Annotated in this window: 26 protein-coding genes; 22 read left to right on the forward strand and 4 right to left on the reverse strand. The window is 66.4% G+C overall.

Going from position 1 to position 24,861, the window contains the following annotated elements:
* Window positions 1–48: 48 nt before the first annotated feature.
* Genes dbpB (ACWIGU_RS03035) through ACWIGU_RS03050 form a run of 4 tightly spaced genes read right to left on the reverse strand, consistent with a single transcriptional unit; the run spans window position 49 to window position 4,486 of the window.
* A complete protein-coding gene (dbpB, locus tag ACWIGU_RS03035; protein ID WP_454396766.1) occupies window positions 49–1,143 on the reverse strand; it encodes a DGQHR domain-containing protein DpdB in 1,095 nt (364 codons plus the stop codon).
* Window positions 1,144–1,191: 48 nt separating this feature from the next.
* The gene (dpdA, locus tag ACWIGU_RS03040) at window positions 1,192–2,436 is read right to left on the reverse strand and encodes a tRNA-guanine transglycosylase DpdA (RefSeq protein ID WP_454396768.1); all 1,245 of its coding nucleotides are present in this window, start codon (window positions 2,434–2,436) and stop codon (window positions 1,192–1,194) included.
* Window positions 2,433–3,575 (reverse strand): DGQHR domain-containing protein DpdB, encoded by a 1,143-nt coding sequence (gene dbpB / locus ACWIGU_RS03045; RefSeq protein WP_454396770.1) that lies wholly within the window; start codon window positions 3,573–3,575, stop codon window positions 2,433–2,435. The genes dpdA and dbpB (ACWIGU_RS03045) overlap by 4 nt, the downstream gene beginning before the upstream one ends.
* Window positions 3,572–4,486, reverse strand: a complete 915-nt coding sequence (locus ACWIGU_RS03050) for a hypothetical protein (protein ID WP_454396772.1) — start codon at window positions 4,484–4,486, stop codon at window positions 3,572–3,574. The genes dbpB (ACWIGU_RS03045) and ACWIGU_RS03050 overlap by 4 nt, the downstream gene beginning before the upstream one ends.
* A 109-nt stretch (window positions 4,487–4,595) precedes the next feature.
* Here ACWIGU_RS03050 and queC point away from each other — a divergent pair, with 109 nt between their 5' ends.
* The 22 genes from queC (at window position 4,596) to ACWIGU_RS03160 (ending at window position 24,757) form a co-directional block, all read left to right on the forward strand.
* Window positions 4,596–5,291, forward strand: a complete 696-nt coding sequence (queC, locus tag ACWIGU_RS03055) for a 7-cyano-7-deazaguanine synthase QueC (protein ID WP_454396774.1) — start codon at window positions 4,596–4,598, stop codon at window positions 5,289–5,291.
* Between the two features lie 2 nt (window positions 5,292–5,293).
* Window positions 5,294–5,929, forward strand: a complete 636-nt coding sequence (gene queE / locus ACWIGU_RS03060) for a 7-carboxy-7-deazaguanine synthase (RefSeq protein ID WP_454396776.1) — start codon at window positions 5,294–5,296, stop codon at window positions 5,927–5,929.
* Complete coding sequence (queD, locus tag ACWIGU_RS03065) at window positions 5,930–6,286, forward strand: 6-carboxytetrahydropterin synthase QueD (RefSeq protein ID WP_454396778.1); 357 nt, start codon at window positions 5,930–5,932, stop codon at window positions 6,284–6,286.
* 2 nt (window positions 6,287–6,288) lie between these two features.
* Window positions 6,289–7,056, forward strand: a complete 768-nt coding sequence (locus ACWIGU_RS03070) for a GTP cyclohydrolase, FolE2/MptA family (RefSeq protein WP_454396780.1) — start codon at window positions 6,289–6,291, stop codon at window positions 7,054–7,056.
* Window positions 7,057–7,262: 206 nt separating this feature from the next.
* Window positions 7,263–7,904, forward strand: a complete 642-nt coding sequence (locus tag ACWIGU_RS03075) for a hypothetical protein (RefSeq protein ID WP_454396782.1) — start codon at window positions 7,263–7,265, stop codon at window positions 7,902–7,904.
* Between the two features lie 116 nt (window positions 7,905–8,020).
* Complete coding sequence (locus ACWIGU_RS03080; RefSeq protein WP_454396784.1) at window positions 8,021–8,452, forward strand: head decoration protein; 432 nt, start codon at window positions 8,021–8,023, stop codon at window positions 8,450–8,452.
* The gene (locus tag ACWIGU_RS03085) at window positions 8,449–9,498 is read left to right on the forward strand and encodes a major capsid protein (protein ID WP_454396786.1); all 1,050 of its coding nucleotides are present in this window, start codon (window positions 8,449–8,451) and stop codon (window positions 9,496–9,498) included. Before ACWIGU_RS03080 ends, ACWIGU_RS03085 begins: the two co-directional genes overlap by 4 nt.
* Window positions 9,495–9,716: a hypothetical protein gene (locus ACWIGU_RS03090; protein WP_454396788.1), complete on the forward strand. Its 222-nt coding sequence runs from the start codon at window positions 9,495–9,497 to the stop codon at window positions 9,714–9,716. Before ACWIGU_RS03085 ends, ACWIGU_RS03090 begins: the two co-directional genes overlap by 4 nt.
* Window positions 9,717–9,781: 65 nt before the next feature.
* Window positions 9,782–10,102 (forward strand): hypothetical protein, encoded by a 321-nt coding sequence (locus ACWIGU_RS03095; protein ID WP_454396790.1) that lies wholly within the window; start codon window positions 9,782–9,784, stop codon window positions 10,100–10,102.
* Window positions 10,103–10,349: 247 nt separating this feature from the next.
* Entirely contained in the window at window positions 10,350–10,682 is a 333-nt protein-coding gene (locus tag ACWIGU_RS03100; protein WP_454396792.1) for a hypothetical protein, read from the forward strand.
* Between the two features lie 23 nt (window positions 10,683–10,705).
* On the forward strand, window positions 10,706–11,017 hold the full coding sequence (locus tag ACWIGU_RS03105) for a pore-forming ESAT-6 family protein (RefSeq protein WP_454396794.1): 312 nt from the start codon (window positions 10,706–10,708) through the stop codon (window positions 11,015–11,017).
* A gap of 42 nt (window positions 11,018–11,059) precedes the next feature.
* Window positions 11,060–11,455 carry a DUF6507 family protein gene (locus ACWIGU_RS03110; RefSeq protein WP_454396796.1) on the forward strand — a complete coding sequence of 132 codons (396 nt, stop codon included), beginning with the start codon at window positions 11,060–11,062 and terminating at the stop codon, window positions 11,453–11,455.
* Window positions 11,452–13,683, forward strand: a complete 2,232-nt coding sequence (locus ACWIGU_RS03115) for a hypothetical protein (protein ID WP_454396798.1) — start codon at window positions 11,452–11,454, stop codon at window positions 13,681–13,683. The genes ACWIGU_RS03110 and ACWIGU_RS03115 overlap by 4 nt, the downstream gene beginning before the upstream one ends.
* A gap of 28 nt (window positions 13,684–13,711) precedes the next feature.
* Window positions 13,712–14,173, forward strand: a complete 462-nt coding sequence (locus ACWIGU_RS03120) for a hypothetical protein (protein WP_454396800.1) — start codon at window positions 13,712–13,714, stop codon at window positions 14,171–14,173.
* A 32-nt stretch (window positions 14,174–14,205) separates the two neighbouring features.
* A complete protein-coding gene (locus tag ACWIGU_RS03125) occupies window positions 14,206–15,081 on the forward strand; it encodes an immunity 49 family protein (RefSeq protein WP_454396802.1) in 876 nt (291 codons plus the stop codon).
* Window positions 15,082–15,106: 25 nt separating this feature from the next.
* Window positions 15,107–15,379 carry a hypothetical protein gene (locus tag ACWIGU_RS03130; protein ID WP_454396804.1) on the forward strand — a complete coding sequence of 91 codons (273 nt, stop codon included), beginning with the start codon at window positions 15,107–15,109 and terminating at the stop codon, window positions 15,377–15,379.
* Between the two features lie 31 nt (window positions 15,380–15,410).
* Window positions 15,411–16,775, forward strand: a complete 1,365-nt coding sequence (gene eccD, locus ACWIGU_RS03135; RefSeq protein WP_454396806.1) for a type VII secretion integral membrane protein EccD — start codon at window positions 15,411–15,413, stop codon at window positions 16,773–16,775.
* 8 nt (window positions 16,776–16,783) lie between these two features.
* Window positions 16,784–17,923 (forward strand): hypothetical protein, encoded by a 1,140-nt coding sequence (locus ACWIGU_RS03140; protein WP_454396808.1) that lies wholly within the window; start codon window positions 16,784–16,786, stop codon window positions 17,921–17,923.
* 91 nt (window positions 17,924–18,014) lie between these two features.
* Window positions 18,015–22,010, forward strand: a complete 3,996-nt coding sequence (gene eccCa, locus ACWIGU_RS03145) for a type VII secretion protein EccCa (protein WP_454396810.1) — start codon at window positions 18,015–18,017, stop codon at window positions 22,008–22,010.
* Window positions 22,007–23,431, forward strand: coding sequence for a DUF6177 family protein (locus ACWIGU_RS03150; RefSeq protein WP_454396812.1), 1,425 nt, complete (start codon window positions 22,007–22,009; stop codon window positions 23,429–23,431). Before eccCa ends, ACWIGU_RS03150 begins: the two co-directional genes overlap by 4 nt.
* 193 nt (window positions 23,432–23,624) lie before the next feature.
* Window positions 23,625–24,002 carry a DALR anticodon-binding domain-containing protein gene (locus ACWIGU_RS03155; RefSeq protein ID WP_454397263.1) on the forward strand — a complete coding sequence of 126 codons (378 nt, stop codon included), beginning with the start codon at window positions 23,625–23,627 and terminating at the stop codon, window positions 24,000–24,002.
* Complete coding sequence (locus ACWIGU_RS03160) at window positions 23,936–24,757, forward strand: serine/threonine protein kinase (protein ID WP_454396814.1); 822 nt, start codon at window positions 23,936–23,938, stop codon at window positions 24,755–24,757. The genes ACWIGU_RS03155 and ACWIGU_RS03160 overlap by 67 nt, the downstream gene beginning before the upstream one ends.
* Window positions 24,758–24,861 lie beyond the last annotated feature (104 nt).

The following is a 24,861-nucleotide window of genomic DNA, read 5'->3' on the forward strand; positions in this document are numbered from 1 at the left end:
TCCCCGATCTGATCGGGGAGACCACCAAATGGAACCGCAGACCTTCGGCTACTTGCTGACCAGAGCCTGCAGGTGGGTGCTGAGCTTCCGCACGTCGTTGGCCGTGTTCTGGAGGCCGTTCCAGTTGCGTTCCTCGCCATCCGAGAACTTCCACGTGCCGGATGTCCAGGCCACGTGCTTCTCAAGTCGGCGCAGGGTGATGCGGAGCTTGTCCCAGTTGACCTTGTCGAAGTGGTCGTCTGTGGTGAGTCGGTCCATGACATAGCCCATGGCTTGGATGCCCACGCCATGGGTCAGCCTCGACTCCTTGGGAGGCTTGTTCCACGCATCAGGGAAGAGCTTCTCGACTGCCGACCAGAAGCCCAGAAGGTGCGCCAGCATCGCTTCCTCGTCCCCGGAACCGTCCTCAGCGTTCCGGTACTGGTACAAGGCGCCCTCGTAGATGCTGTGTTCCAACATCCTCAGAATGCTGTTGTCCTTGATGTTGCCGCCAGGCGAGGTGGGGCTGCTGATCCTTCCGCAGAACGGACCGTCCCCCATATTCAGGAGGACCATGAGCTTCGCGGCGAGCTGGCGGCGCGCGTACGAGCGCGGCAACTTGGCAGTGGTTTCCGGCAGGAGTTCATACACAAGCCCCTTGGGCAGGGGTTTGGTCGAGTTGACCAAGATGAACTGCGACCGCTGCTCTTCCTGAGACGCAATGAAGCCCACAGCCGCGACGGGGAACTCTGCAAGGTCAGCGTCCCTGATGGCCGCACTGCGCTGCTGACCGTCCACGAGCCAGGCCGGCTTCTCTTCATCAGCCAGTGATTCGTCGACCGGGATGATCAGTTCGCCGGGGATGGAGTAGCTCACACTGCCGCCGCGGACCGCAGGTTCGAACGTGACGCGATCATCGAAACCGAGAACCAAGGCATTGGGAAGCATCGCCCCTTCGGACTCAAGGTAGCGGCGGATCGAGCGGATGTGGCTCTGGACCTCAGGCCGCTGGTACCCCTGCAGCTTCTTCTGGCTGTCGCGACGGATGCGCGAGACGGCGGCAAAGTCTTCCACCTTTTTGCCGTCGACAGCGAAGCAGTAGATCTCCTTGTCGCCTTGGAGCACCTTGAGGGCGGGAACCTTCAGAACGTAGCGGTCGGCCACATCATCTCCTGTTTAAGTTACTTTGAGTGCTATGCGCGATCTGGACGATTATGTGAGCGGCAGCTTGCGCATCTTGGCTTCGAGCACCGTCATGTTATGGAACCCTCGGCGCTTATTCCGCTCTGTTCCACGGAAGATGACCATGTCGATCTTGTGCTTCTCGCAGAGTTCACATCGGCAGCGATCCCAAGGGCGGTCGACAAGGGTTTCCCTGTAGTCCTTGACCTTCTCTAGCTTCTTGGTGTCACCGATGAGAGCGTGATAGGCGTACAAGGCATCGATGACTTCCTGCACTTCAAAGTCCTTGTCGTCCTCATACTCACGCAGCAGTTTAAGGCATTCGCGTTCGGCCTTAATTGCCGCCGACTGCGACACCACGCCTGCCAAGATCAGCCGCTTCAGGGTTGGGTTCCCGTCGACCTGGGGAACCCTGATCGCCAGGTATGAACCATCGGCGGTGTGGTAATTGTTCTTCTCATCCATGAAGGCTTGCCGGAATGCCGATGTGCTGTCAAAACTGGTGACGTGATACTTGACGAAGCGTTCCATGCTGCCGATACGGGTGATTCCGAGAAGATGGAACCCGACACCACTCTTGCGGATTTTGGAGATTTCCTCGAGGCAGGCAAGGATTTCCGGCGTCTTCAGCGGAACCATGCCCCCCAGGGCGATCCGCTTGTAGCCCATTTTCTGGAGTTGGGCGACACTGTCCGCATAGCTGGCAGGACTCCATCCCTGCGCCGCGCCAATCGGCTCCAGGTGCTGTTTCTTATTAGAGACCAGGCGATTGTGACTCTTCGTGGCTTCGAAGAACTTCCTTGCCAAGTCCAGCGAGATCTCACGACGCTTCACCCATGCCGGAGCAACGTCCTTATCAAGGGCACCCGGCTGGTAGCCGAAGATCACATGGTCGATACTGACCCCTGAGTTGAAACGGCACTCCGTGTAGTAATGGAGCACGTCCTCAACCCTGTACGGGGGCTCCTCTTCGTTAATGTAGTTGAAGGATCCGCAGTCACCGAGGCTCTCCATCGAGTCAGGTAGCCCGAAGAATTTCTTCACGCCATCTCGGTAAAGCCGGTCCCTCTGAGGGGCACTGTACTTTCCGGCTCCCTTAACAGACCCGTCCACGATGGCCTTGCTGACCAGTATCCCGTCGTAGGGCGCGGGCTTTACTGCCTGATGGGCATACAGATCATCCCTCTGGCGAACCCGCTCATCCGGGTACTCATCGTTGATGAAGTCATACCTGGGATAGATCTGATCTTGGCTATCAGGGAAGTAGAACTTCACGACGTGCTCGTCCTCGACTGGAAGTAGATGCGAATCAGAAGGTTCGAGAGGGTACTGATGTGGCGCGGCGTGTTCTGGAGCTCGTCCCAAGGGGTGTTGAGTTCAGGCCAGCTCCCCTTGGTCCATCGGCAGTGGGGGGCGATGAGCGCCAGTTCGGCCTTGGCCCTCTCGTACGCCTCCTGCGAGCCGGGTTCCGCGACAGCCAGTACCCGGTCCATGACTCGATCCATCAGGCGCCCCATCGACCGGATGCCAACGCCGTGCATGAGGCGGCTCTTGGTCGGTGGCACACCCCAGGCATCGGGGAAGGTGTCGCGCACCGCGCTCCAGTAGGTGATGAGGATGCTGCGGATCGTGGCGGTGTCGACTGTACTGTTCGACAGATTCTTGTACGGGAAGAGTGCACCCGACGGCTTCAGAGATTCCTCAATAGCCGAGATCAGGCTGTTGTCCTTCACCACAGCGTTGGACCGCTTGTCTGTGGTGGTTGACGCCTGCTTGATCAGTCCCTTGAAGGGAGAATCGGCGTCATGGTTCAGAGCGTTCGCCAAGACGGAAGGCAGCTTCTTCGCGGACAGCTTCGTCGGCAGTTTGGTGTGCACCTCGGGAAGGAGTTCCGTCACCAAGTTGCTGGGCAGCGGCGACACGGTGTTGACGCGGAGGAACTGGTCTCGCTGCACCTCAATGTCCTCAGCGACGAAGCCGGCCACCGTGATAGGCAGCTTGGACCTCCGCGTACGCGCGAGCGCAAGACTGCGCTGCTGTCCATCCACGATGAAGGCGGGTCTGGGTGCAGTTGGCGACTCCGGCAGGGGAATCTCCAACGTCCCGATCGTTGAGAGGCCGTCCGTGCTGTTCGGCCCGCGGCTCCCCCTGAACCGCACCGAGGTGGGCAGGGCGAGGATGAGGCCGTTGGGAAACAGCACATCCTCGCTGTCGAGGTACTCGAGGATCTGCTTTACGTGCTGCTTCTTTTCCGGCCTCTGGTACCCGAACAGCCTGCCTGCTTCGTCCCGAGAGATCCGCGCCACATCAGCCACGCGGTCAATCTCTCCCGCTTCGAGCGCAAACACGTACAACGGGATGCCCGGATTCTGCTCGATCCGCAGCGCCCTGCGTCTGATGACGTCTTCTGTCACCGCTCCCCCATGGTCTTCGTGTATAGATTCGCGAACCTGCTCTGCTCGCAGGCTTTGCCGTCATCGCGCAAGGCCCGCAGAAGCCGTGTGCGGGAGACGCCTGGCAGCTTCGCTGTCTCCCTCTTAATGAAGACGATCACGTCTTCATCCGACATGGGCTCGCGGTTGTACTTCACTGGCTTCGTGGTGGCTGCCGCCCACTCGCTCCACGCCTTCTGCGTCGCCAGCGATGTGAGCATGCCGTCCTTTGAGTGCTCGAGCCATGACGCAGCCATGCGCACGTTCAGGCTTGTCAACGTCCCCCCCAGCGCGTGACTCAGCCCAGCGTCGGACCGGACTCGGTGAACTCCGGGGATCTCGCGCAAGCCGCCGATGAGCAGCGCCTCGCCTCCGAGATTTCCAAGCGTTTCGAGTTCTTCTTCCATGGCGCTCGCGTAGACCTCGGACAGAACCATGAGTACCGGGCCCTGCTGGCCCAGATCCCGGAGCGTGGCCTGGCCGGCTCGCGCTTGAAGGTGCCCCCACCACTGGCCATTCTCCTCCGCAGAGGTGGCTACGGAGTCGGCGTGCCGTGTGCTGAACGTTGCTGCATAGGCGGGTGCAGTGCGCATCTTCGGCTCTACCGGCTGCAGGCCCAGCCCTGCCGATGCCACCCACAGCTGAGTCTTGTACCCCGCAGCCGAGGCCGCCGCTACCAGACGGCGAGAACGGGTCCAGTGATCACCGCGGTAGAGATCCGCGAGCGAGGGCAAGGACGCTCCGCCGCGCGCGGTCGCGGCCTGGATGCGCTTCTGCCAGTTACTGGAGCGTTGCTTCACGCTGCCCTTCGGCAGGTTCCTGGCACACAGAGCTGCGTCCGGCGTATCGGCCTTGCGGTCGGTACACGTAACTACCAGCGATAGTTGCCTCACGCAGCTCGACTCCCGACAGCGATAACTTGTACTTGGCTGCGGTTACTCTACCTGCCAGTTATCACGCTAGGCTGCACGCGCACACAAAGGGCTAACTAGGGAGTAAGGCATGGAACGTCCTGCGATCGTTCTGCTGAGTGGCGGTCTGGACTCGACCACAGTTCTGGCCATCGCGAAGGACCAGGGCTACACGCCGTACGCCCTCAGCTTCCGGTACGGCCAGCGCCACAGCGTGGAGCTTGAGGCCGCGAAGCGCGTGGTCAAGGCCCAGGGCGCTGCCCGACACGTCATTGCTGACATCGACCTGCGAGTCTTCGGCGGCTCCGCGCTGACCTCCGACATTGACGTACCCAAGCACGACTCCCTCGACCACACCGAGGAAGGCGGCGTGCCGATCACCTACGTGCCTGCACGCAACACGATCTTCCTCTCGTTCGCTCTGGCATTCGCCGAAACTGTCAACGCGAGTGACATCTTCACCGGTGTAACTGCCGTCGACTACAGCGGTTACCCCGACTGCCGTCCCGAGTACATGGACGCCTACGCCAAGATGGCCAACCTGGCGACCCGCGCCGGCGTCGAAGGCACACAGAAGCTCACGATCCACTCGCCTCTCATGGAGATGTCGAAGGCGGACATCGTGCGCGAGGGCCTGCGTCTGGGTGTGGATTACTCCATCACCTCTAGCTGCTACGACCCCGACGAGCAGGGGCGTGCTTGCGGTCACTGCGAGACCTGCCTGCTGCGTCTCAAGGGCTTCGCCGAGGCTGGCACCACCGACCCCGTGCAGTACCAGGACGCTTGAGGATGACCTATCTGGTCAAGGAAGTCTTCTACACCCTCCAGGGCGAGGGCAGCCATGCAGGCCGCCCGGCGGTCTTCTGCCGCTTTTCACGCTGCAACCTGTGGACGGGGCTGGAGAAGGACCGCCACCGCGCCATCTGCCAGTTCTGCGACACCGACTTCGTGGGCACCGACGGCGTAGGCGGCGGGCGGTTCGCCACGCCCGAGGACCTCGCTGACGCCGTTGAGAAGGCCTGGCCCTCGGAGTCCGCCGACTATCGCTTTGTCGTGTGCACGGGGGGCGAGCCGCTCCTTCAACTCGATGAAGCGGCCATCGAGGCCCTGCACGCCAGGGGCTTCGAGGTCGCTGTCGAGACGAACGGCACGCGCGTGCCGCCGTCGGGCATCGACTGGCTGTGCGTGAGCCCAAAGATCGGCTCCGAACTCGTGGTCACAAAGGGCGACGAGTTGAAGCTGGTTTACCCCCAACTGGGCGGAGACCCAGCCCAGTTTGAGGGGTTGGACTTCAGCTTCTTCCGCCTTCAAGCGATGGACGGCCCCGACCTGGAGGCCAACACCCGTGCAGTGGTCGACTACTGCATGAAGAACCCGCGCTGGATCCTCTCTCTCCAGACGCACAAGTATCTGGGAATTCAGTAAATGGAAATCTTTCGCGAGTTCAACTTCGAAGCGGCACACCGTCTGCCGAACGTCCCGGATGGTCACAAGTGCTCCCGGCTCCACGGTCATTCCTACAAGGTGATCGTTCACGTCGAGGCCCCGGTTGACCCCGAGGCCGGCTGGGTCATGGACTTCGGTGACCTCAAGCGGGCGTTCAAGCCGATTGATGCACAGCTTGACCACTACTACCTGAACGACATCGAGGGCCTGGAGAACCCGACCAGCGAGGTCCTGGCCCGCTGGATCTGGGAGCGCCTCCAGCCCAGCTTGCCGGACCTCTCGGCTCTGACGGTTCGCGAAACGTGCACGTCGGGCTGCACGTACCGGGGCGAGTGAGCATGCACGACATCCAGAACGAGACCGACTCTCGCGGTATCGAACTCGACAGGGTCGGTATCGACGGTGTCCGTTACCCCGTGAGCTTCGAGGACGGCTACCTCCGCCAGGAGGGCATCGCGGACTTCGAGGTAACGGTGCGGCTCCAGCACGACAGGCGTGGGACGCACATGAGCCGCATGGTTGCACTCGTGCACGAGCACTTGCAGAGGTTCGATCCTCGCCAGTTGCCGACGGTCCTCAAGACCGGCGCGGATCTTCTGGATGCTCCCGCCATCACCGTGGCGATGGCGATGCCCGTCAGCACGACCGTGGTTGCCCCGGCGAGTGGCCGTGAATCGAAGCAGATTCACGACATCCGTATCGAAGGGCATTGGGACAACGGCAACGTGACGGTGAAGACGGCCGTCACCACAGAGGTGACCAGCCTCTGCCCGTGCTCGAAGGCCATCTCCGACTATGGCGCGCACAATCAGCGCAGCCAGGTCACGCTGACCGTGACCGGCGAGGGCGACACCCCATACCCTCTGCCGGTTCAGAGCGCCGTGCGGTTGCTGTCGTCCTCCGCTTCGGCGCCGGTGGTGCCGTTGGTGAAGCGCACCGATGAGCGTGTCCTGACCATGCAGGCGTACGACAACGCGGTGTTCGTCGAGGACATGGCCCGCACGGTCAGCGCCTCTTGTCGAGACCGGGGACTTCGGCACGCGGTGAGCATCCGCAACCTGGAGAGCATCCACAGCCACGACGCCGTCGCCTACATCGCTGGCTAGCCACCAGATCGCGGGAGATCTAACCCGTTGGCTCTCTGGCCCGGCCCCTGTGCATCGCACAGGGGCCGGGCCAGTTTCGTGGGCCCTGCAGTCACAAAGAGCCGGCGCGGGAAGCGTCGGCTTGCCTTCCGTAGACTCGATCTTGGCGCGGGGTCGTCTGGGGAACAGCACTCTTGAGGATCCGTAGTCTGCCCGCACCATCAACTGTGCTCGGCTACCGCCGGGATGGCCGCCCGATCTATCCCGTGCTCGGTGCTTCCGCTGATGACGCGTCGAACGACGAGGACTCGGTCAGCCTCAGCCAGAAGCACCTGAGCACGCTGATGGCCCGGGAGAAGGACCAGGGTGGCCGGGCTGCGGTCCGTGGCCTGGTCGACAAGTTGGGCTTCTCGAGTGCCTCGGCGCTGGAGGAGTTCGTCACCGGCGCACGTCAGACGGAGCAGGAGCGACTCACTGAGGCGCAGCGGCGTGAGCAGGTGCTCGTGGAGCGGGAAGAGGCTGCCGCTGCCCGGGAGGCTACGGTGCTGGCCCGAGAGCAGGAGGCATCCCGTCGGACAGTTCTGGCAAGCGCCGGTGTAGCCGGACATGACCTCGATGACGCTGTGGCTCTGCTGCGCGTGGCAGAGGGCGTCGACGATGCGGTCCTCAGCGATGCGGTCCAGGAACTGAAGGATCGCCGCCCCGAACTGTTCGCGCGCCCGGCACCCCACACGAGGCCGAGTGTGGCCGCACCTGGTGGTGCCCCTGCATCGGTCCCGCCCTCTCGTCCCGGAACCGTTGAGCGCAAGGCGGGTGCGGCAGGGCTGGAGATGGCCCGCCGGCGTGGGCTGCTCCCCGAATCCGAATGATCTAACTGGCCTGCCAGGCCACGCCCTTTTGGGGACCACGCCCTTACTGCTCCTCGTGGACCGCGCCATCACTCTGGTGAGTGCGTGACCGCACCACACCACCAGGAGATAGCGGCTTGAGTATTCAGCCGTACACCACCTCTGTGACGCTGACCGCTGACCGGGACTGGCTCGCGTCCCGGCACGGCACCGACTCCACCGAGACCATCACCCTCGACCTGGGCAAGCTCACCAAGAACGCTCACTACGTCGAGCCGACTGCGGCTCAGCCTCACGGCTACGTACGATCCGGTGTTCCCGTAGGCCGCGTCACGGCGTCCGGTCTGTATGGGGCGTACGACCCGACGGCGAAGGACGGACGCGAAGTCTTCGCCGGCCTCGTCTATGCCGAGGCAGCGTTCACGCCCGGCGTCACCAAGATTCCCGCGGCACTGTTCTGGCACGGCACCGTCAGCACAGCAAAGGTCCCCGGCGGAATCGACCCCGCCAAGATCGTCCCTAGCCCGGCCGGGGCGCAGATCCGATTCCTCGGGGCGGTGAGCGCATGAGCGTCGCCGACCTCCTCAAGAACGTCTCCGTCACAGACCTGACGGTGTACGCCCGCACGATCCCCAGCCCAGACGATTTCCTGCTCACCAAGACGGTGTTCGCCGAGACGAAGGTGAACGACGTCAAGTGGCGCATCCGCCGGAACAAGCGGCGCGTGAATGCTGCCTCCTACCGGGCGTACGACACGAGCGTGCCGTTCGCGAAGCGGCAGGCCGAGTCCACGCAGACCGAGGGCACCCTTCCCGCCCTCGGCCAGAAGCTGCTCGTCGGCGAGATGGAGCAGCTCCTCCTGGACGCCTCGCGAGGAGCCGACGACGACCGGCTCGTGGAGTTGCTGTACGACGACGTGGAGCGGCACACCGAGGCCATCCGCTCCCGCCTGGAGCTCGCCGCGGGCGATGTTCTCCTCGACGGCAAGTTCAGTCTCCTCGGGGAGAACGGCCTCACAGTCGAGGTCGACTACGGAGTGCCGACCGCGAACATGCCGACTGCGCCGAAGCCCTGGTCCGATCCGGGTGCCGATCCGATTGCGGATGAGCTGCGGTGGATCGACTATCTCGACTCGATCGGCGCACCCGCGCCGGAGATGGTGCTCACCTCCCGCAAGGCGTGGTCGCACCTGGCCAGCAACCAGTCCTACCGGGCGGCCTACTACGGCACCCCGGCCGGCGGACAGACCCCGACGGCGACGCTGAATCCGGAACAGATCAACTCCGTACGCGGCACCTACGGCCTGCCGCCGATCACGTTCTACAAGGCTCAGGTGTGGCAGGACGACGTGTCGAAGCGTGTCCTGCCGGACGACCGGTGGATCATGCTGCCGCCTGACCGGGCGAAGTGGGGCCAGACCCAGTACGGCACCACCACCGAATCGCTGGCGCTGTCGCGCGGCACGAATCCGCAGATCGAGCGGGAGGGCGCCCCGGGCATCGTCATCACCCGCGATGTCGAGGACGACCCGGTGCAGATTTGGACCAAGGGTGCCGCCGCGGCAATGCCAGTCCTCTATTCGCCGGACTGCCACATCACGGCGACCGTCCTGTGAGTGCGGCCATCCAGGCGCTGGGAGTGCTGAGCACCGCCGTGCACGTCCTCGATCCCGTCGAGCGCATTCCCCTCGTACTGCACGCCGGCGATGAGGTAACGGACGCAGCCGTTGCCGAGCAGATCACCAACCCCCGTTGCTGGGAGGGCAGCCAGGTACCCAGCCAGGAGACCGTCCCCTCTCGAACTGCCCGGAAGACGAAGCCCGCCCAGATCTGACTCATGGGGGTGGGGCGGAGCGTTCGCTCCGCCCCACCCCCATCTTCGACTGACTAGGAACTCTCGTGAACAGCGATGTACTCCGCTGGCTCCAAGCCCAGCTCGGCCCGAATACCGATCCCAGTGATCTCGACGACCGGTACGAGCGCCTGCAGTCGGCCCGCGCTGTCGCTTTCGAAGTACTGCACGAGCGGATCGCTGCTCTCGTCGCCGAACCACTGAAGGTCACTGTTAGCGGCGTTGCGACGATCGACAACTCTTCCAACGTTGCCGTGCTCGAACGCCGTGCGGCACAGCTCGATTCCGAGACCGCGCCAGACGACGTACCGGTTACCGGTCGGGACCTGGTGACCACTGTGCAGTTGTGCGCTCGGCCTCGCCGATAGCCGGGCTCTGGGTGTACCAGCCCTGGCGGACAGTCAGGGATCCGGCAGCTGTTTCAGGAGCGCCGCGAGACAACTCATGGGATAGATCACGCCACTTGGCGCTGTTCCGCGTTGCGCCTGCAACGTGTGATGCGGGAGGATGCGCCACTCCACGCATTGTGAGACGTGCGTGACGCACGGGCATGCCGTGGCGGCCCAGTGTTTGGTCGACCAGGGCGCACACCACGACTGATACGGGGGTGGGTGGATGAAGTTCGACATGGGGTCGTCGACCCTGTCGGATCTCGGCAAGAGCACGGTCGGTTCGACTGACGACTTGGGCACGCTGATCCGGTGGCTGGTGCAGGCCGCGGAGCCGTTGGAGGGGAAGTTCAACGGGGCGGGCAAGGCCGCGTTCGACCGGTTCAAGGCGCACACGGACGAAATCACGGACGCGCTGAACGGGTCGCTGGGCGCGATTTTGGGCGGGCAGTCCGGCATGGACACCGCGTTCGGATCCGGTGATCTGGAGCAGGAGGACAACGCCCACCAGAACATGGGTCAATCCAACTTCGACGCGGCCCGCTTCGGCGCCCGATAAGCATGCACAGGGAGAATGTGACGATGGGCCAGAACCAGGACCGCCGCTCCTACGACACCGGGGCGTCCACCGAGGTACAGGGCAGCCTGCAGGGCATCATCGGCCAGCTGGAGCGCGTGCTCGGTGACCGCGACCGTGCGGTGCATGCCGCGATGGCCGACTTCACCGCCGACGGCGTCGCCGACGAGTACCACGGCAAGGAAAAACGCTGGAACCACGCCGCCAACGAGGTCCGCGACATCATCCGCCTCGTGCGCACCACGCTGGAGCAGAACGACGGGACCGCGCAGTCAACGATGGCCAAGGCCCGCGCGGCCGTCGACAACATCGGCTGACCGGCGCCGTATCAAGCAGGAACGTTTCAACGGGGGTTGGGCATGTCTGGGTGGGACATCTCGTCGGCCGGCGTCGAGTTCGTGACCTCGCTGGTCGCGGATGCCATGGACGACGTGGCAAAGGACGTCAAGGCATACGGCACGGATGTGGAGAGCGCGGCCACCTCGGCCGGCACCATCAGCGGACCGTACTGCGGGGCCGCACCGACCGGTCCGATCGGCGCGGCGCTGGCCATCTTCGCCGAGAAGACCGCGGGTGACGTGCTGTTCCTCGGCGCACGGGCAGCGAAGTCGGTGAACGGAGCGCGGGAGGCGACCGCCTACTACGTGGCCGGGGATCTCGACATGGCCGCCCAGGCCGAGCACAAGGCGCTCGGTGCGCCGAAGATCGATCTGCCGGGACAGGGCGGCAAGGGCAGTAAGGGCGGGGACAAGTGATCGAGCCGTCGGGCATATCGCAGTTCACCGGCGACTTCGACCAGCTGGACAAGGACACCTCCGGGCTACGCAGTGACGCCATCGGGATCCGCAACGGCGGCATGGACGTGCACTCGCGCTTCCAGATGCTAGGGGCCTTCTACACCGCCCCGGAAGCCGCCGACCTGTTCGCCACCACCCAGCCGGTGATGGACAAGGCGGACGACTTCGCCACCAAGCTGGAGACGGTCGCGGACGCGCTGGACACCTATTCCATCGAGGCCCGTCCGCTCGCCAAGAAGCTCGCCCAGCTCAAAACGGACGCCTTCGCGTTCGTCGACAGCATCGAGGGCGACGACGACTGGACGTACGACGGGGACAAGATCCACCGTCACCAGGAACTCATGGACGGCGTCGCCTCAGCCGAGAGCGCCTTCAGGGAGGCTGAGCGCCGGGCCGCCACCAAGATCTCGGCTCTGGTGGGCGGCCCGAAGTTTGTGGTCGACGACGGCCACCACACCGTGAACAAGAAGACGGTGATGTACGGCTACGGCCTGGACGTCCTCAAACAGGCCAAGGACACGCCCTGGGGCAGCCCGGAGAGCGAGTCCCACCACGCGTGGGAGGTCGGCTACTGGGCCAAGAGCTACGTCTGGGACGGTCTTGTCGTCGACAACATCTGGGGCAGCATCAAGGGCCTGGGCACCCTGGCCGGCTTCAACGGCTGGGGCAAGGCCGGTGATGCCTGGAGCAACCTCGGCGACGCGATCAGCGGTATCGGGCAGTACACCATGAAGCCGTACGACGCGCTCATGGACTGGGCGTTCGGTCCGGACAAGGAGAGCGCCACCGAGGTTCGGCAGAAGAAGGCCGCCCGGGAACTGGGCAAGTCCTTTGTCGGCTGGGACATGTGGAAGGAGAACCCGGCCCGCGCCGCGGCCACGGTCACCTTCAACGTCTTCACCCTCGGAGCCGGTCCGCTGGCCGTCGCAGCCAAGGGCGGCAAAGCCGGCGCGGTTGCCAAGACCGCCGCCACCGCCGCCAAGATCGGCGAGTACATCGACCCGGTCGCCGTGGGCCTGAGGGCCACCGGCAGGGCCGCCAGCAAACTGCCCAAGCTCTCAGACCTCACCGCCACAATCCGCGCCGGGATCGGCGCCTCGACGGAATCCGGGCGCCTGCACAGCGTCATCGAACTCGACGACGGCTCCAAAGTCGTCGTCGAGAATGGTGAGTTCGTCGCCTACGACAGGCACGGGAACGACATCGGCGAGGCGCCGATGCAGGAACGCTCTGTCACGGGTACCGAGGCCACGCCGGAACAGGTACCAGTACGCGAGCGGGAACTCGCTGAGGTCGGCGCAACCTCACGTGCATCCGAAGCAACCGCGCACGCAGGGAACAACCATCCACCCGGGGCCAGCCACAAGACCCCCTCTGGACGCAGTGGCGGAACTGCCCGCGCTGTCGATACCGACGCATCCGGATCGGGCGTGGGTACAACCCGCAGCAGCCATGCGGGTACAGGCTCTGGCGACGCTCCTGAGGTCAGGAGTGGTGCGCATAGGCCAGAACACGTCAGCGGATCAGGAAGGTCTGAGTCCGTCGGCCCCGACGAACTGCCCCACGGGCATGGCGCAGCCCATACCGATACTCAAGAGCCGCACGAGGGGCACGAGGAACCAGGCGCTGACGGGGATACGGATTCGGCGTCCGCGGCACACCAGCACGGTGGAGGAGACGGCGAGCCCGACTTCACACGTCCCACTCTGCCTCCTGGACAAGCAGAGCTGTCGCTGCGCGAGCTCCGCGCTCTGCGGGCCGGACGGCATCGCTACACCACGGCGGAAGAGATAGGCCGGGAGATGTTCGGTGGTGGCCCGGAGCGGCACTACCGGGTTCCGACTCATGACCACCCCTACTACCCCGTAGAGGCTCCGGGCGGCCGTAAGGTGGACGTGCCAGTGGATCTGCCGGGTGGGCGGACCCTGGCTGTAGAAATCAAGCATTACCTGGAATTCCGTACGGTCAAGCTGGCAGACGGGACAAACCAGGTCGTCAAGGGGGAGGTGCCGCTAAGCAAGGGCATTATCGAGCAGATCAACAAAGATCTAACGTTGCGACGACTGGATCCCAAGTATGATCCGCGCTGGGTATTTTTGCACGCGCCGCCATCCCAGGCCCTCAGGAACTATCTCATCGAAGCCCGTGTAATATTCGTCGAATACGGGCCCGCTCCGAAGAAATAAGCCTTAGTCACAACGGAAGGTGTCATTAATGGTGAGGGCAAGTCTCCCCGGCCCGGACCTCGAGCGATGGATCGAGGAAGGTCGCAGGACGATCCTTGACATCGCTGACATGCTGGGGGTCCCCTCAAGCGCGTACACCAGCGATCCGTTGAACCTTGTTCCGGCCCTCCAGAATTACGTGTCGCGCCTCCCGCTTAGTCAATTCGAGCAGTCGGACTGGGTGACGCTACACAGCGACCTGATGTCGTATGTGGCGGATTTTCTGGTCCGTAGGCATGGCGCCCACTGGCTTGTAGTGGACGACTCGACGACACCTCGCGGCTATCGCTACGTTATTGAGGCGGAGGGGCGTGATGGTGAAACACGCAGGATTGACCCTGCCGATGTCGTTCTCGCAGAGTTTGACAATATGCCCATCGAAATCACCAGGATGCTGGCCAGTGCGGAGCTCACGCTGCGCCTGACATCTCAAGTTGCCGAGGACGAATGACGTCGGCCTCAAGGCGGCACGAAGGCTCGTCCGTGACCGTGCTTATTGCCCGACATGGCATGCCGTCAGGGCCAGATGCCGAACAGTACGCGGAACGTCTCGAACAGTACTTCAGCAGGAAGATCGATCGGCTTGAGGAGTCCGCGTCCACTATCGACGGGGCCTTCAACACATCGGTCCTGAACCTGCGAGCTCGTTGTGTCATCGACCCGCGGGCAGCGGCGGTGGAGACGTGGGAGGCTGTGGTCACGGCGATGCAAATGGGTTCTGCGCTGTTTGCTGTGACCGGCGTGAACGAGGGCATCGTCGAGTGCTGTATCGCCCGCAAGATGCGCAGCTTGCACGCCGTCGGCCCCCACTCCACTGCTGATGCAGGCACCTGGCTGCAGGCGTTCTGGCTGGCTGTCATCTGCCGCGAGCAGGACCGGATGTCGCAGCTGTGCGAGATCCCGCTGGATCGGTTGCGGGCGCCGGAGGGACAATACGACGAGTACATCTACCACTGGGTCGATGCCCTGCAGACGTACTGGCTGCGGCAACCAGGCTGGCAAGAGGCGCTGGTGGAAAAGCTCACGGCCACGTTCCAGGCATCCGATCCGTCGGTGGCGCAGGTTGCCCCGCGTGACCTGCTGGACGGCATCCTTTATCCGCCGATCAACCTCTTCTACCACTTCGTCCGCAAGGACGAAGAGGGCTTCAGTCCCGCCCTGGTCGAGGCGCTGAAACTACACAAGACGTACTGGACCTTGAACGAGGAGCGGGCAGCGGACATTGACGGCACTGTCGCCCTCGGACCCTTGGCCATCGCATGCCTGGCCTACGACGGGGGAATCCCCATCGAGGTCGAGTCCGACTACCTGCCGAAGCACCTCCTCCAGCACAGCTGGCTCGGCGAGTTCCCCACCTGAGCACTGAAACGGACAACGGATACCTGTGGCAGCCGCTGATTACGACAGTCAATTGCTGGAGTCGGTGTCGGTTCGACGCCGGCGGCTGCGCGATGCCGTCCTGTTCGGGGCGCAGCGCCAGCGGCGGTCGGCGGATGAGCGGTTGGGGAAGGTGTTCGCTGGGATTGTGATTGCTGCGGTGCTGTGCGCCGGTTGCGTGGGCTGGTCGTTCGTTTCGCATCGGGTCATCGGGAAAAGCTCCTACGGGGCGCCGGTGCAGCCGTCGGCTTCGCCTTCCGTGACCTCTTCGGCCCGATGATAGGTTCGAACGCGTGATATCTGCGGGGGTCATGAGTCGTACGGGAACGGGTGGGCGTACGGCCTTGAGCCGGGTCACCTTGGTCGGTGAACAGCGGCGGGTCGATCTCGTTCTGCCGTCGCGGGAGCCGATCGGGCTGCTGCTGCCGGAAGTGATGCGGCTGCTCAACGACCGCGCGTCGGCGCGGCCCGCGGTGAGGCATCTGATCACCACGGACGGCTCGGCACTGAATCAGGACAGCACGCTGGAGTCGGCCGGGGTACCGGACGGTGCCGTGCTGCGGCTGGTGCGAGTGGAAGATTCCCCGTCGGCGCCGGTGGTGCACGACGTCACCGATGAGGTGGCCGACGATCTGGACGTGCGGGCCTGGCGGTGGCGGCCCGCGGTGCGTCGTGTGGTGGCCGGGCTGGCCACGGTGTTCTGGGCGCTGGCCGCCGGGGTTCTGGCCCGAGGCGGGTACGAACTGTCGGCAGTCGCCGGTGGACTGCTCGTCGTGGCGCTGGTGTCGGCGCTGGCCGGGGCCTTGTCCGGGCGGGCACGGCAGCGGGGCCTGGCCACCACGCTGATCGCCACGGCCGGTGTTCTGGGCGTGGCCGGCGCCTGGACTGCGGCCGACGCGTACGGCTGGTCCGGCGCCCTACGGCTCGCGGGTGTCGCGGCGGCCCTGCTGGTGGCGTTGCTGCTTGCGGGGTGGTTCTCACCGTTGGGGCGTGGTGCGTTGATCGGCGCCGCGGCGGTTGGCGGGTGCCTCGCGCTGTGGGAGGTGGCAGTCGCGTTGCAGGATGGTGCGGCAACCGCGACCGGGCAGGCTCGGGCGGGTGCGGTGCTTGCGGTCGTGTCGGTAGTGGTGCTGGGGGTGCTGCCGCGGCTGGCGTTGATGGCGTCGGGCTTGCCCTCGCTGGACGACCGGCGTACGGGCGGTGTGTCCGTGAGCCGCTATCAGGTGGCAACCGCGCTGGCGGCCACGCATCGCGGGCTGGCGCTCGCCACAGTGCTCCTGGCTGCCTCTGCGGCCGCGGCGGGTGTGCTGGTGCTGCGGGCCCCGTCGGGGTGGACGGTGCTGCTGGCCGGTGTCGCCACGGTGGTGCTGGCGCTGCGGGCGCGCGCCTATCCGCTGACGGCCGAAGTGGTCGCGTTGCTGGTGGCCGCCGCCGTCGTCACCGTACGGCTGGTCGTGGTGTGGCTGGCGCATGCGGGAGCCGCCGGGCCGGTCGCCGTGCTGGCCGTGCTGGCCCTCGCTCCGCTGTCGGTGCTGGTGGTGGAGCCGGCCGAGCATGTACGGGTACGGCTGCGGCGTGCCGGTGACGTGCTGGAGTCGGTGGGTGTGATCGCCCTGTTCCCGCTGCTCATCGGCGTGTTCGGTGTGTACGGGCGGCTGCTCGGCACGTTCGCGTAGGGATAGGTATGGCTCAGGGAGGGGACTGGCAGCGGGACGTGGTCCGGGAGTTGACCGACAACGCCAGCCCTGCCAGACGGGACAGAACCGGTCCTCCGGTCGAGGCCTCCCCACCGACGCCTCCGGCGCCCGCGGCGGCTGCGGATCCGCGGCTGCCGGGCCCGTCCCCGCAACCGCCGCCCGCCCGGCCGGTACCCCGGAGCCCACGAGAGCCGCGCCTTCCGCTGCCGACCCCCGAATCCGTACCGACCGTGGATCCGCGGCTCGCCCACGCTCTGGGCCGCCCCCAGCACGGTGACTCCCTGGCGCAGCGCACCGGGCGTTCGCTGCGCCGCCTCACCGCGTCGGCCGGCCAGGAGGTCACCGATCAGACCCGCCTCGCACGGGAACTGCAGCAGCCCGTCACCACCGGACGCGTCATCGCCGTCACATCGATCCGGGGCGGGGTGGGCAAGTCAACCGTCTCCGCGCTGCTGGGCCGCACCTTCAACCACTACCGGCACGACCCGGTGCTCACGCTGGAGGCGGATGCAGCACTGGGCACGTTGCCGGCGCGGATGGGCGCGGACTCGGTGCGCTGGTCGTGCGCGGACCTGGCACGGATCCTCACTCCCGCGATGCAACTCACCGACGTCACTGGCTACTTGGTGCCGGTGACCGACGGCGGCTGGCTGCTGCCCGCGAGCCATGGACGCGTCGGTGCACCCCTGGAGGTCCGCACCTATCGCACCGTGACGCTGGCGCTGCGCCGCTACTTCGCTGTGACGGTGGTGGACTGCGAGACCCTGCCCGGCGATGTGGCCCGTACCGCGATGGATACCGCCCACGCCCGGGTGGTTGTGGCTCCAATGACCGCGGAGGGCGTCAACGGCACCCGCAAGGTCCTGGACTGGCTGGCCCAACTGCCGCACGCGGCCCTGTCCGGCACCGTGGTGGCACTCTCCGCGAACTCCCCCGACACCACGCTCGACGAGAAGACGGCCGCCGCGCACCTGCGGGAGACGGGCGTCGCCGTGGTGTCCCTCCCCTATGACCGGCATCTGGCCCAAGGAGGCCCCATCCACACCGCCATGCTGGGCCGGGCCACCCGGGACGCCGCCGTCCGCCTGGCGGCGGAGGCGATGCACCGGGCGGTGAGGGCACGATGACCACTCGCCCAGCTAATGCGACAAGCACGAGCCAGGTGAACACGCCCCGCACGGCGGCGGCTTCAGGACCCGTTCGAGAAAAGGCCCGTCCGTGACCCAGCACCAGATCCACCGGCCCGCGCGCTCCACCCGCCCCCTCGCCACCGCCCAGGCCCGCACCATCGAGCCGCCGCCGAATCTGCCCGAGGGAAAGATCGGCAACGCGGCGACCGCGCTGCTGCCGATGGCCGGCGTGATCAGCTCGGTCGTGATGATGACCATCATCCGCAACAGCCAGTTCGCCGCGCTGGGCGCGATCGTGCTGGTCTTCGCGCTGCTGGGCGCGGTGGCACTGTTCCTGTCCCAGCGCGGCAAGGCGCAGCGCACCCGGCGCACCCAGCGCGAGCGGTACCTCGAATACTTGGAGGAGCTGCGCGACGAACTCGGCGCCAGCGAACGGGAACGGCGCGCGCAGGCGCAGCTGCTCAATCCGCCGCCGGAGGCCCTGTACGACCTCGTACGCGATCCGGCCCGGTTGTGGGAGCGGCGCCGCCAGGACCCAGACTTCCTGCGGGTACGGGTCGGCACCGGAGACGTCCCCGTGCAGGAGCTGCTGGTCGGACAGAACAGCGCCGGCGGGGTCCTGACCCCGCCGGACCCGTTCATGCTCAACGAGGCTCGTGCCCTGCAGAGCAGATTCACCACGGCGACGGACTTCCCGTTTACCGTGCCGTTGGATAGGGCGGGCAACGTCAGCATCGTCGGTGACCGCGACGGCGTGCTGCGTGTCGCCCGCGCCCTGCTGATCCAAACCTCGGTCACGCACGCCCCGGACGACGTGGCCATCGCGCTCGGCATACCCGGCGAGCAGCTGGCCACGTGGGAGTGGGCCAAGTGGCTGCCCCACGTGCTCGATCCGGCCGAGCACGACGGTCCGGTTGCCGCCCGCCGGATCGCGCCCAGCCTGGCCCAGCTGGCCACGCTGTGCCGTGATGATCTGCGGCAGCGCGCCTCGTACGCTGCGGAGGTACGGCGCGGACTGGCGGACCGGGGCGCGCTGCGGATGACCGGCCGGCTGCTGGTCGTCAGCGACGCATACGGCGAGACGGCGAGCGAACTGCCCCGCCCCGACACCGCAGTTGATCTCCCGGACATGGGCGTCACCGTGCTGCACCTGCTGGAACAGCAGGTGCACGAGCCTGACCAGGTGAGCGTCCGCATCACCGTCGACGGCGACCGGATCACCGTAGAGGACCTGCGTTCGGAACCCGTTGCCCACGGAACGTCGGATGCGGTCAGCGTCGCGGGCGCGGAGGGGCTGGCCCGGATGCTGGCCCCGCTCAGGTTGTCGGCGGAGTCCACGGCCGACGGCACCCCGGTCTCCGGGCCGGTGGACTTCCCCGGCCTGCTGGGCATCGCCGACCCGGCCGCACTCGACATCGAAAAGCTGTGGGCGCCACGCAGTGAGCGCGCATTCCTGCGCGTACCGATCGGCTTGACGGACCGCCATGAACCCGTGCTGCTGAACCTGAAGGAGTCATCCGAGCTCGGCATGGGCCCGCACGGACTGTGCGTGGGAGCGACCGGCTCCGGCAAGAGCGAACTGCTGCGCACCCTCGTCCTCGCGCTCACCGCCACTCACTCCCCCGAGAACCTGGCCTTGGTCCTGGTCGACTACAAGGGCGGCGCCACCTTCGCCCCGTTCACCCAACTCCCGCACGTGGCCGGTGTGATCACGAACCTGGAGAACCAGGCGGGCCTCGTCGAGCGCGTCCACAGCAGCCTCGCCGGCGAGGTCAAGCGCCGCCAGCAGGTCCTCAAGGACGCCGGCAACATTGCCGACATCGGCCACTACGCCGCCCTGCGCACCACCCAGCGCCCCGACCTCGAACCCCTCCCCCACCTGTTCGTCGTCATCGACGAGTTCGGCGAACTGATCACCGCCAAGCCGGACTTCATCGACCTGTTCCTGTCCATCGGCCGCATCGGCCGCTCCATCGGCGTCCACCTGCTGCTGTCCAGCCAGCGCATCGAGGGCGGCAAACTCAAGGGCCTGGACACCTATCTGTCGTACCGGCTCGGGCTGCGTACCTTCTCCGCCGACGAGTCGCGCACCGTGCTGGACACCACCGACGCCTTCCACCTGCCCCCGCTGCCGGGCTTCGGCTACCTGAAGGTCGACACCTCCACCTACGAGCGTTTCAAGGCCGGGTACGTCTCCGGCGCCTACCGCGGCCCGGCCCTGCTCGACAAGCAGGACGACGAGCCGCACGCCTGGCCCTACCCGACGTACAACACCCTCGACGCGTCCCAGGCGGACGCAGCCGAGGAACCCGCCGCCACGAAGCGCGAGACCGGACCGACCGTCATGTCGGTCATGGTCGGCCAACTCGCCACCGCAGCCCCGCCGGTACGCCGGATCTGGCTGCCGCCGCTGCCGGACGCCATCACGTTGGACACCGCAGCAGGACCGGTCCAGGCGACCGAGCGTGGGCTGCACCTGGCCGCCGGGCAGGCGGGCGCGATGCGCGTGCCACTCGGCGTGCTCGACGATCCGGCAACGCAGTGGCAGGGCCAGTGGCTGCTGGACCTGACCGTGGCCGGCGGCCACGCAGCGGTGATCGGCGGCCCCCAGTCGGGCAAGACCACCCTGCTGCGCACCCTCGCCCTGTCACTGTCGCTCACCCACACCCCGTACGACGTCGCCGTCTACGGCCTCGACCTGGTCGGCGGCGGCCTGTCCGCCCTCGCTAGACTCCCCCACGTCGGCGGCATCGCCGGACGCGCCGACCACGAACGGGCCGCCCGCACCGTCGCTGAAGTCCGCACCATGCTTGCCGAACGCGAGGAACTCTTCCGCGCCTACGGCATCGACTCCGTCGACCAGCTGCGCCACCTGCGCACCCAGGGCAAGCTGCCGCAGCTCGGCTCCACCGACATCGTGCTGCTTGTCGACGGTTTCGGCGCGCTGCGCGACGAGTTCGCCGACCTCGACGACCAGGTGGCCGACCTCCTCAAGCGCGGCGGCGGCTACGGCATCCACGTCGTCGCCGGGATGCTGCGCTGGAACGACGTCCGCATGGCCACCCAGTCGATGTTCGGGAGCCGCGTCGAGCTGCGCCTCAACGACCCGGCCGACTCGTCCATCGACCGCAAACTGTCCGAGACCCTCTCCCCCGACATCCCTGGCCGGGTCCTGACCGACGGCAAACTGTTCGCGCAGGTCGCGCTGCCGCGTATCGACGCCTCGCCGACCACAGGCAGCCTCGGCCCGGCCCTTGAGGAGGCCGCGCGGACCATCCGCGCCAGCTGGCACGGTGATCTCGCCACTCCCGTACGCGTGTTGCCGACCCGACTGCCCGCGCCGAGGCTGCCATCCGTGGCAGCTGAGCCCCGGCAGGTGCCGATCGGCGTCGACCAGGACGCTTTGGCGCCCACCCTCTTGGACCTGTTCGGGAGCGATCAGCACCTGCTGATCCTCGGCGACAACGAATGCGGCAAGACCAACCTGCTGAAACTGATCGCCTCTCAACTGATCGACCGCTACAGCGACGAGGAGCTGGTCTTCGGCGTCTTCGACCCGCGCCGTGGCCTGCGCGGCGTGGTCCCGGAGCCGTACCGCGGCGGCTACGCCCACAACGCGAAACTGGCTGCCGCACTGGCCACCGGCATCGCGACCGAACTGGAGAAGCGCCTTCCGGAAACGGCCGACCCCGACGCGACCGACACGGAACCCTCGTTCACCGGACCGCGCATCGTCATCCTCGTCGACGACTACGACATCCTCACCACCGCCGGCCAGCAGCCCCTGGCCCCGTTCCTGCCGTACCTCTCCTCCGCCCCCGACATCGGCCTCCACTTCGTCATCGCCCGCCGCACCGCCGGAGCCTCCCGCGCCCTGTACGAACCGCTGCTGACCACCCTGCGCGAGACCGGCACCACCGCCCTGCTCATGACCGGTGACCGCACCGAGGGCCAGCTCTTTCCCGGCCTGTACGCGTCCGCCCAGCCGCCCGGCCGCGGCACCCTGGTCCGCCGCGGCCGCCACCACCAGCTCATCCAGACCGCCCTGGCGGACGAAGCAGCCGAAGAGACCGGACAGTTGTGACCAAGGACGTCATCGCCCTCACCCCCAAAATGCCGGACCTGCGCACCCTCCTCGCGGGCCTCTACGCCGGCGGCCCCGACCTCGGCGTCAGCACCCTCGCCGACGGCGCCGTCATGCAGCTCTGCGCCCCCGACGGCCGCCCCCTCGTCTCCGTCGAAGCCCCCATCCTCATCCAGGTCCCCGGAGAAACCACCCGCCTCCTCGGCACCAGCCCCGGCCTCCCGGACAGCCCCGTTTGGTGGACCGAGGCCCGCGCCTCCACCGCCGTCGCCGAGGGCGGCCAACTGGCCGGCTCCTTCGCCGGACGCCTCGCCACCGTCCTGGGCGGCACGGTCTGGCCCCCGGAGGCGGCCTCCACGGACGTCGTCCCGCTCGCCACGGACATCTCCGCGGTCCCCGTGCCCGCCACCTCGGCCCCCGCGGTCGACGTCCTCACCACCGAGGCGGCCGTGGTCATCCAGGACCGCCCCCTCGTCACCATGACCAGCTGGCTCACCGACGCCCTGCGCAGCGCAACCGCCGAGGACCGCGCCCTGCAGATCGTCACCCCACCCACGTCCCGCCTGACCCTGCCCACCCGCACCGCCCTGCACGGCCACCCCAACCGCTGGGTGATCCAGGACCCCGACCACGGCTTCTACGACGGCCTGTCCGGCGCCGTACTCCACTGGAAGGGCGGTACCTTCACCCCCGTCCTCGACGAGAACGGCACCACCTCCGCCGCCAAGTCCTTTGCTGCCCCTCCGCAGGACGTCGGCGAACGCCAGCTGATCCTCTCCCTGCGCACCCGGCACCCCGCCGACGAAGGCCTGATCCTCGGCCGCGCCCTGGAAGCCGCCTGGCAGCACCTCACTGGGGCACCGCCCGCAGGCTGGAGCACGGCCGAACCCGTCAACCTCCCCTGGAACAAGCGTGAGTTGACCGACCTCGCCCACAGCCGCGCACCCCTACCAACCTGGCTGATCGCCGTCGGCCAGCCGAACTACCCTGCCTTGGCCACTGTCCGCGTTACCCGCACCCCTGCCGGAGTGGAGGAGGACATCACCCTCACCCTCGGCTATGGCATGGACGAGGACCCGCCCCTGGGCGCCATCGAATCCCTCGCCGAGGCCCTTTCCAGCGAGCAGGGACTGACCACCTTGCTGACCTCCGTGCGGACCGCAAGACGCGACCTGACCATTCCCCCATATTTCGAACCCCCGCCCATCCCTGTCTCGTTCACGCTCGGCTCCGAAGCAGTCATGGGCATCAGCCTCGCCCACGCCCTCCGCCCACCCGTCAGCGTCCGCCCGCTCCGGCTAGGTCCCGCCGCCAGACCCGCGTTGCATTACCCCTTGGGTGACGGCACCGATGCCCAGTCCTGGACGACGCTCCAGCAACTCACCGCCCACCTCAAGGACGCTCCCGAAAGGGCAGACTAATGGCCGTCGCGGGGCTGGTAGGTCCTCGCGCCTGTCCTGCCAAGCCTCCTGAGAGACAGGGCACGCTGGGACGCCGGCCGACAGGGCACTGCACTCGGGAACGCGTGGCTCCCAGGTCACGGACGAGCCCATGCAGGCGCTCGGCAGCTGCCGCCTGAGCCGGGCGACGCCGACTCTCCGAATCCCGCAACGGATGACCGAGCGGGAGAGCCGCCCTGCGGGCGAGCTCTGTCTGGCCTCGGTCGCCGAGACGCTTGAGTTCCACAAGCTCGCGACCTACCTGTGCTCCCCGGCGAGCACGTTCACCACGTTCTACGAGACGTGCCCGGTTCTTCATTCCGAGGGCGAGACCCGACAGAGTCGCCTGGTCCTGTGTGACCTGACAGCACGGACCCTCGATTGGCCTGCGCCTGCTCGGCATCGAACCTCCCGACCAGATGTGATCGCACACCGAACGGTCGATGCCAGCACGGCTACGCATGCGTGCTGGCAGGATCGTGCGTCATGCCGACTCATCCGCTGCTGGACGTTGCCTCTGTCGAACGGCTGGAGCCGTACCTGGAAGGCGTAGGTCACATCTTCCGGGCATTCCGGGAGCAAGACTCCGGCTGCGTGTCGTACGGCGTCGCAGTCGGAGGCGAGCGGTGGTTCGTAAAGAGTGCAGCCACTGCGGCGGGAGTAACTTCGTTGGCGCGTGCTCTGGGTGTGCACGGTGCGGTGCAGCATCCGGCGATCGTGCCCCTACACCACCATTTCAAGATCCAGGGCGGCTTGGCGCTGATCTATCCGTGGGTCGACGGAGAGGTCTTGTACCACCCCACCGTCTCCCGCCATGGTGGCCGTTCGGACCCGACAAGCCCGATGGCTCGGTTCCGGAATCTTCCTGTCGCGGACATTCTGCGCTCCCTGGACACGATCCTCGACGCGCACCTGGCCGTGGAAAGAGCCGGATTCGTCGCGGTCGACCTGTACGACGGATGCCTCCTCTACGACTTCGAGGCGCAGCGCATGACCCTGTGTGATTTGGACGAGTACAGGCCGGGTCCGTTCATCCTGGATGCCGATCGACTGCCAGGCTCGCGACGTTTCATGGCGCCGGAGGAGTTCGTTAAGGGCTCGACCATCGATATCCGAACGACCGTGTTCGTGCTCGGCCGGGTCCTGCGTCTGCTGCTGGATGCAGGCGATGACGAACGGAAGTGGCGCGGTTCGTCGTCACAGTTGAAGGTCATTGAGCGTGCCACTGCCAGCGATCCTGCTGACCGGTTCGCCTCGGTTAAGGCTCTGGCACGGGCATGGCGTGGCGCATGCGGTGGGCGCTGTTGATCTCTCTACTGTCATGGTGAGACGGAGCAGCGTCTTGTCTGCCGCGCCTGCGCGAGAGATCTCGACGTCGATCAACGGTCACAGGAGGCAACGGACAACGTCCG

Source organism: Streptomyces sp. NPDC055400, assembly GCF_053644375.1.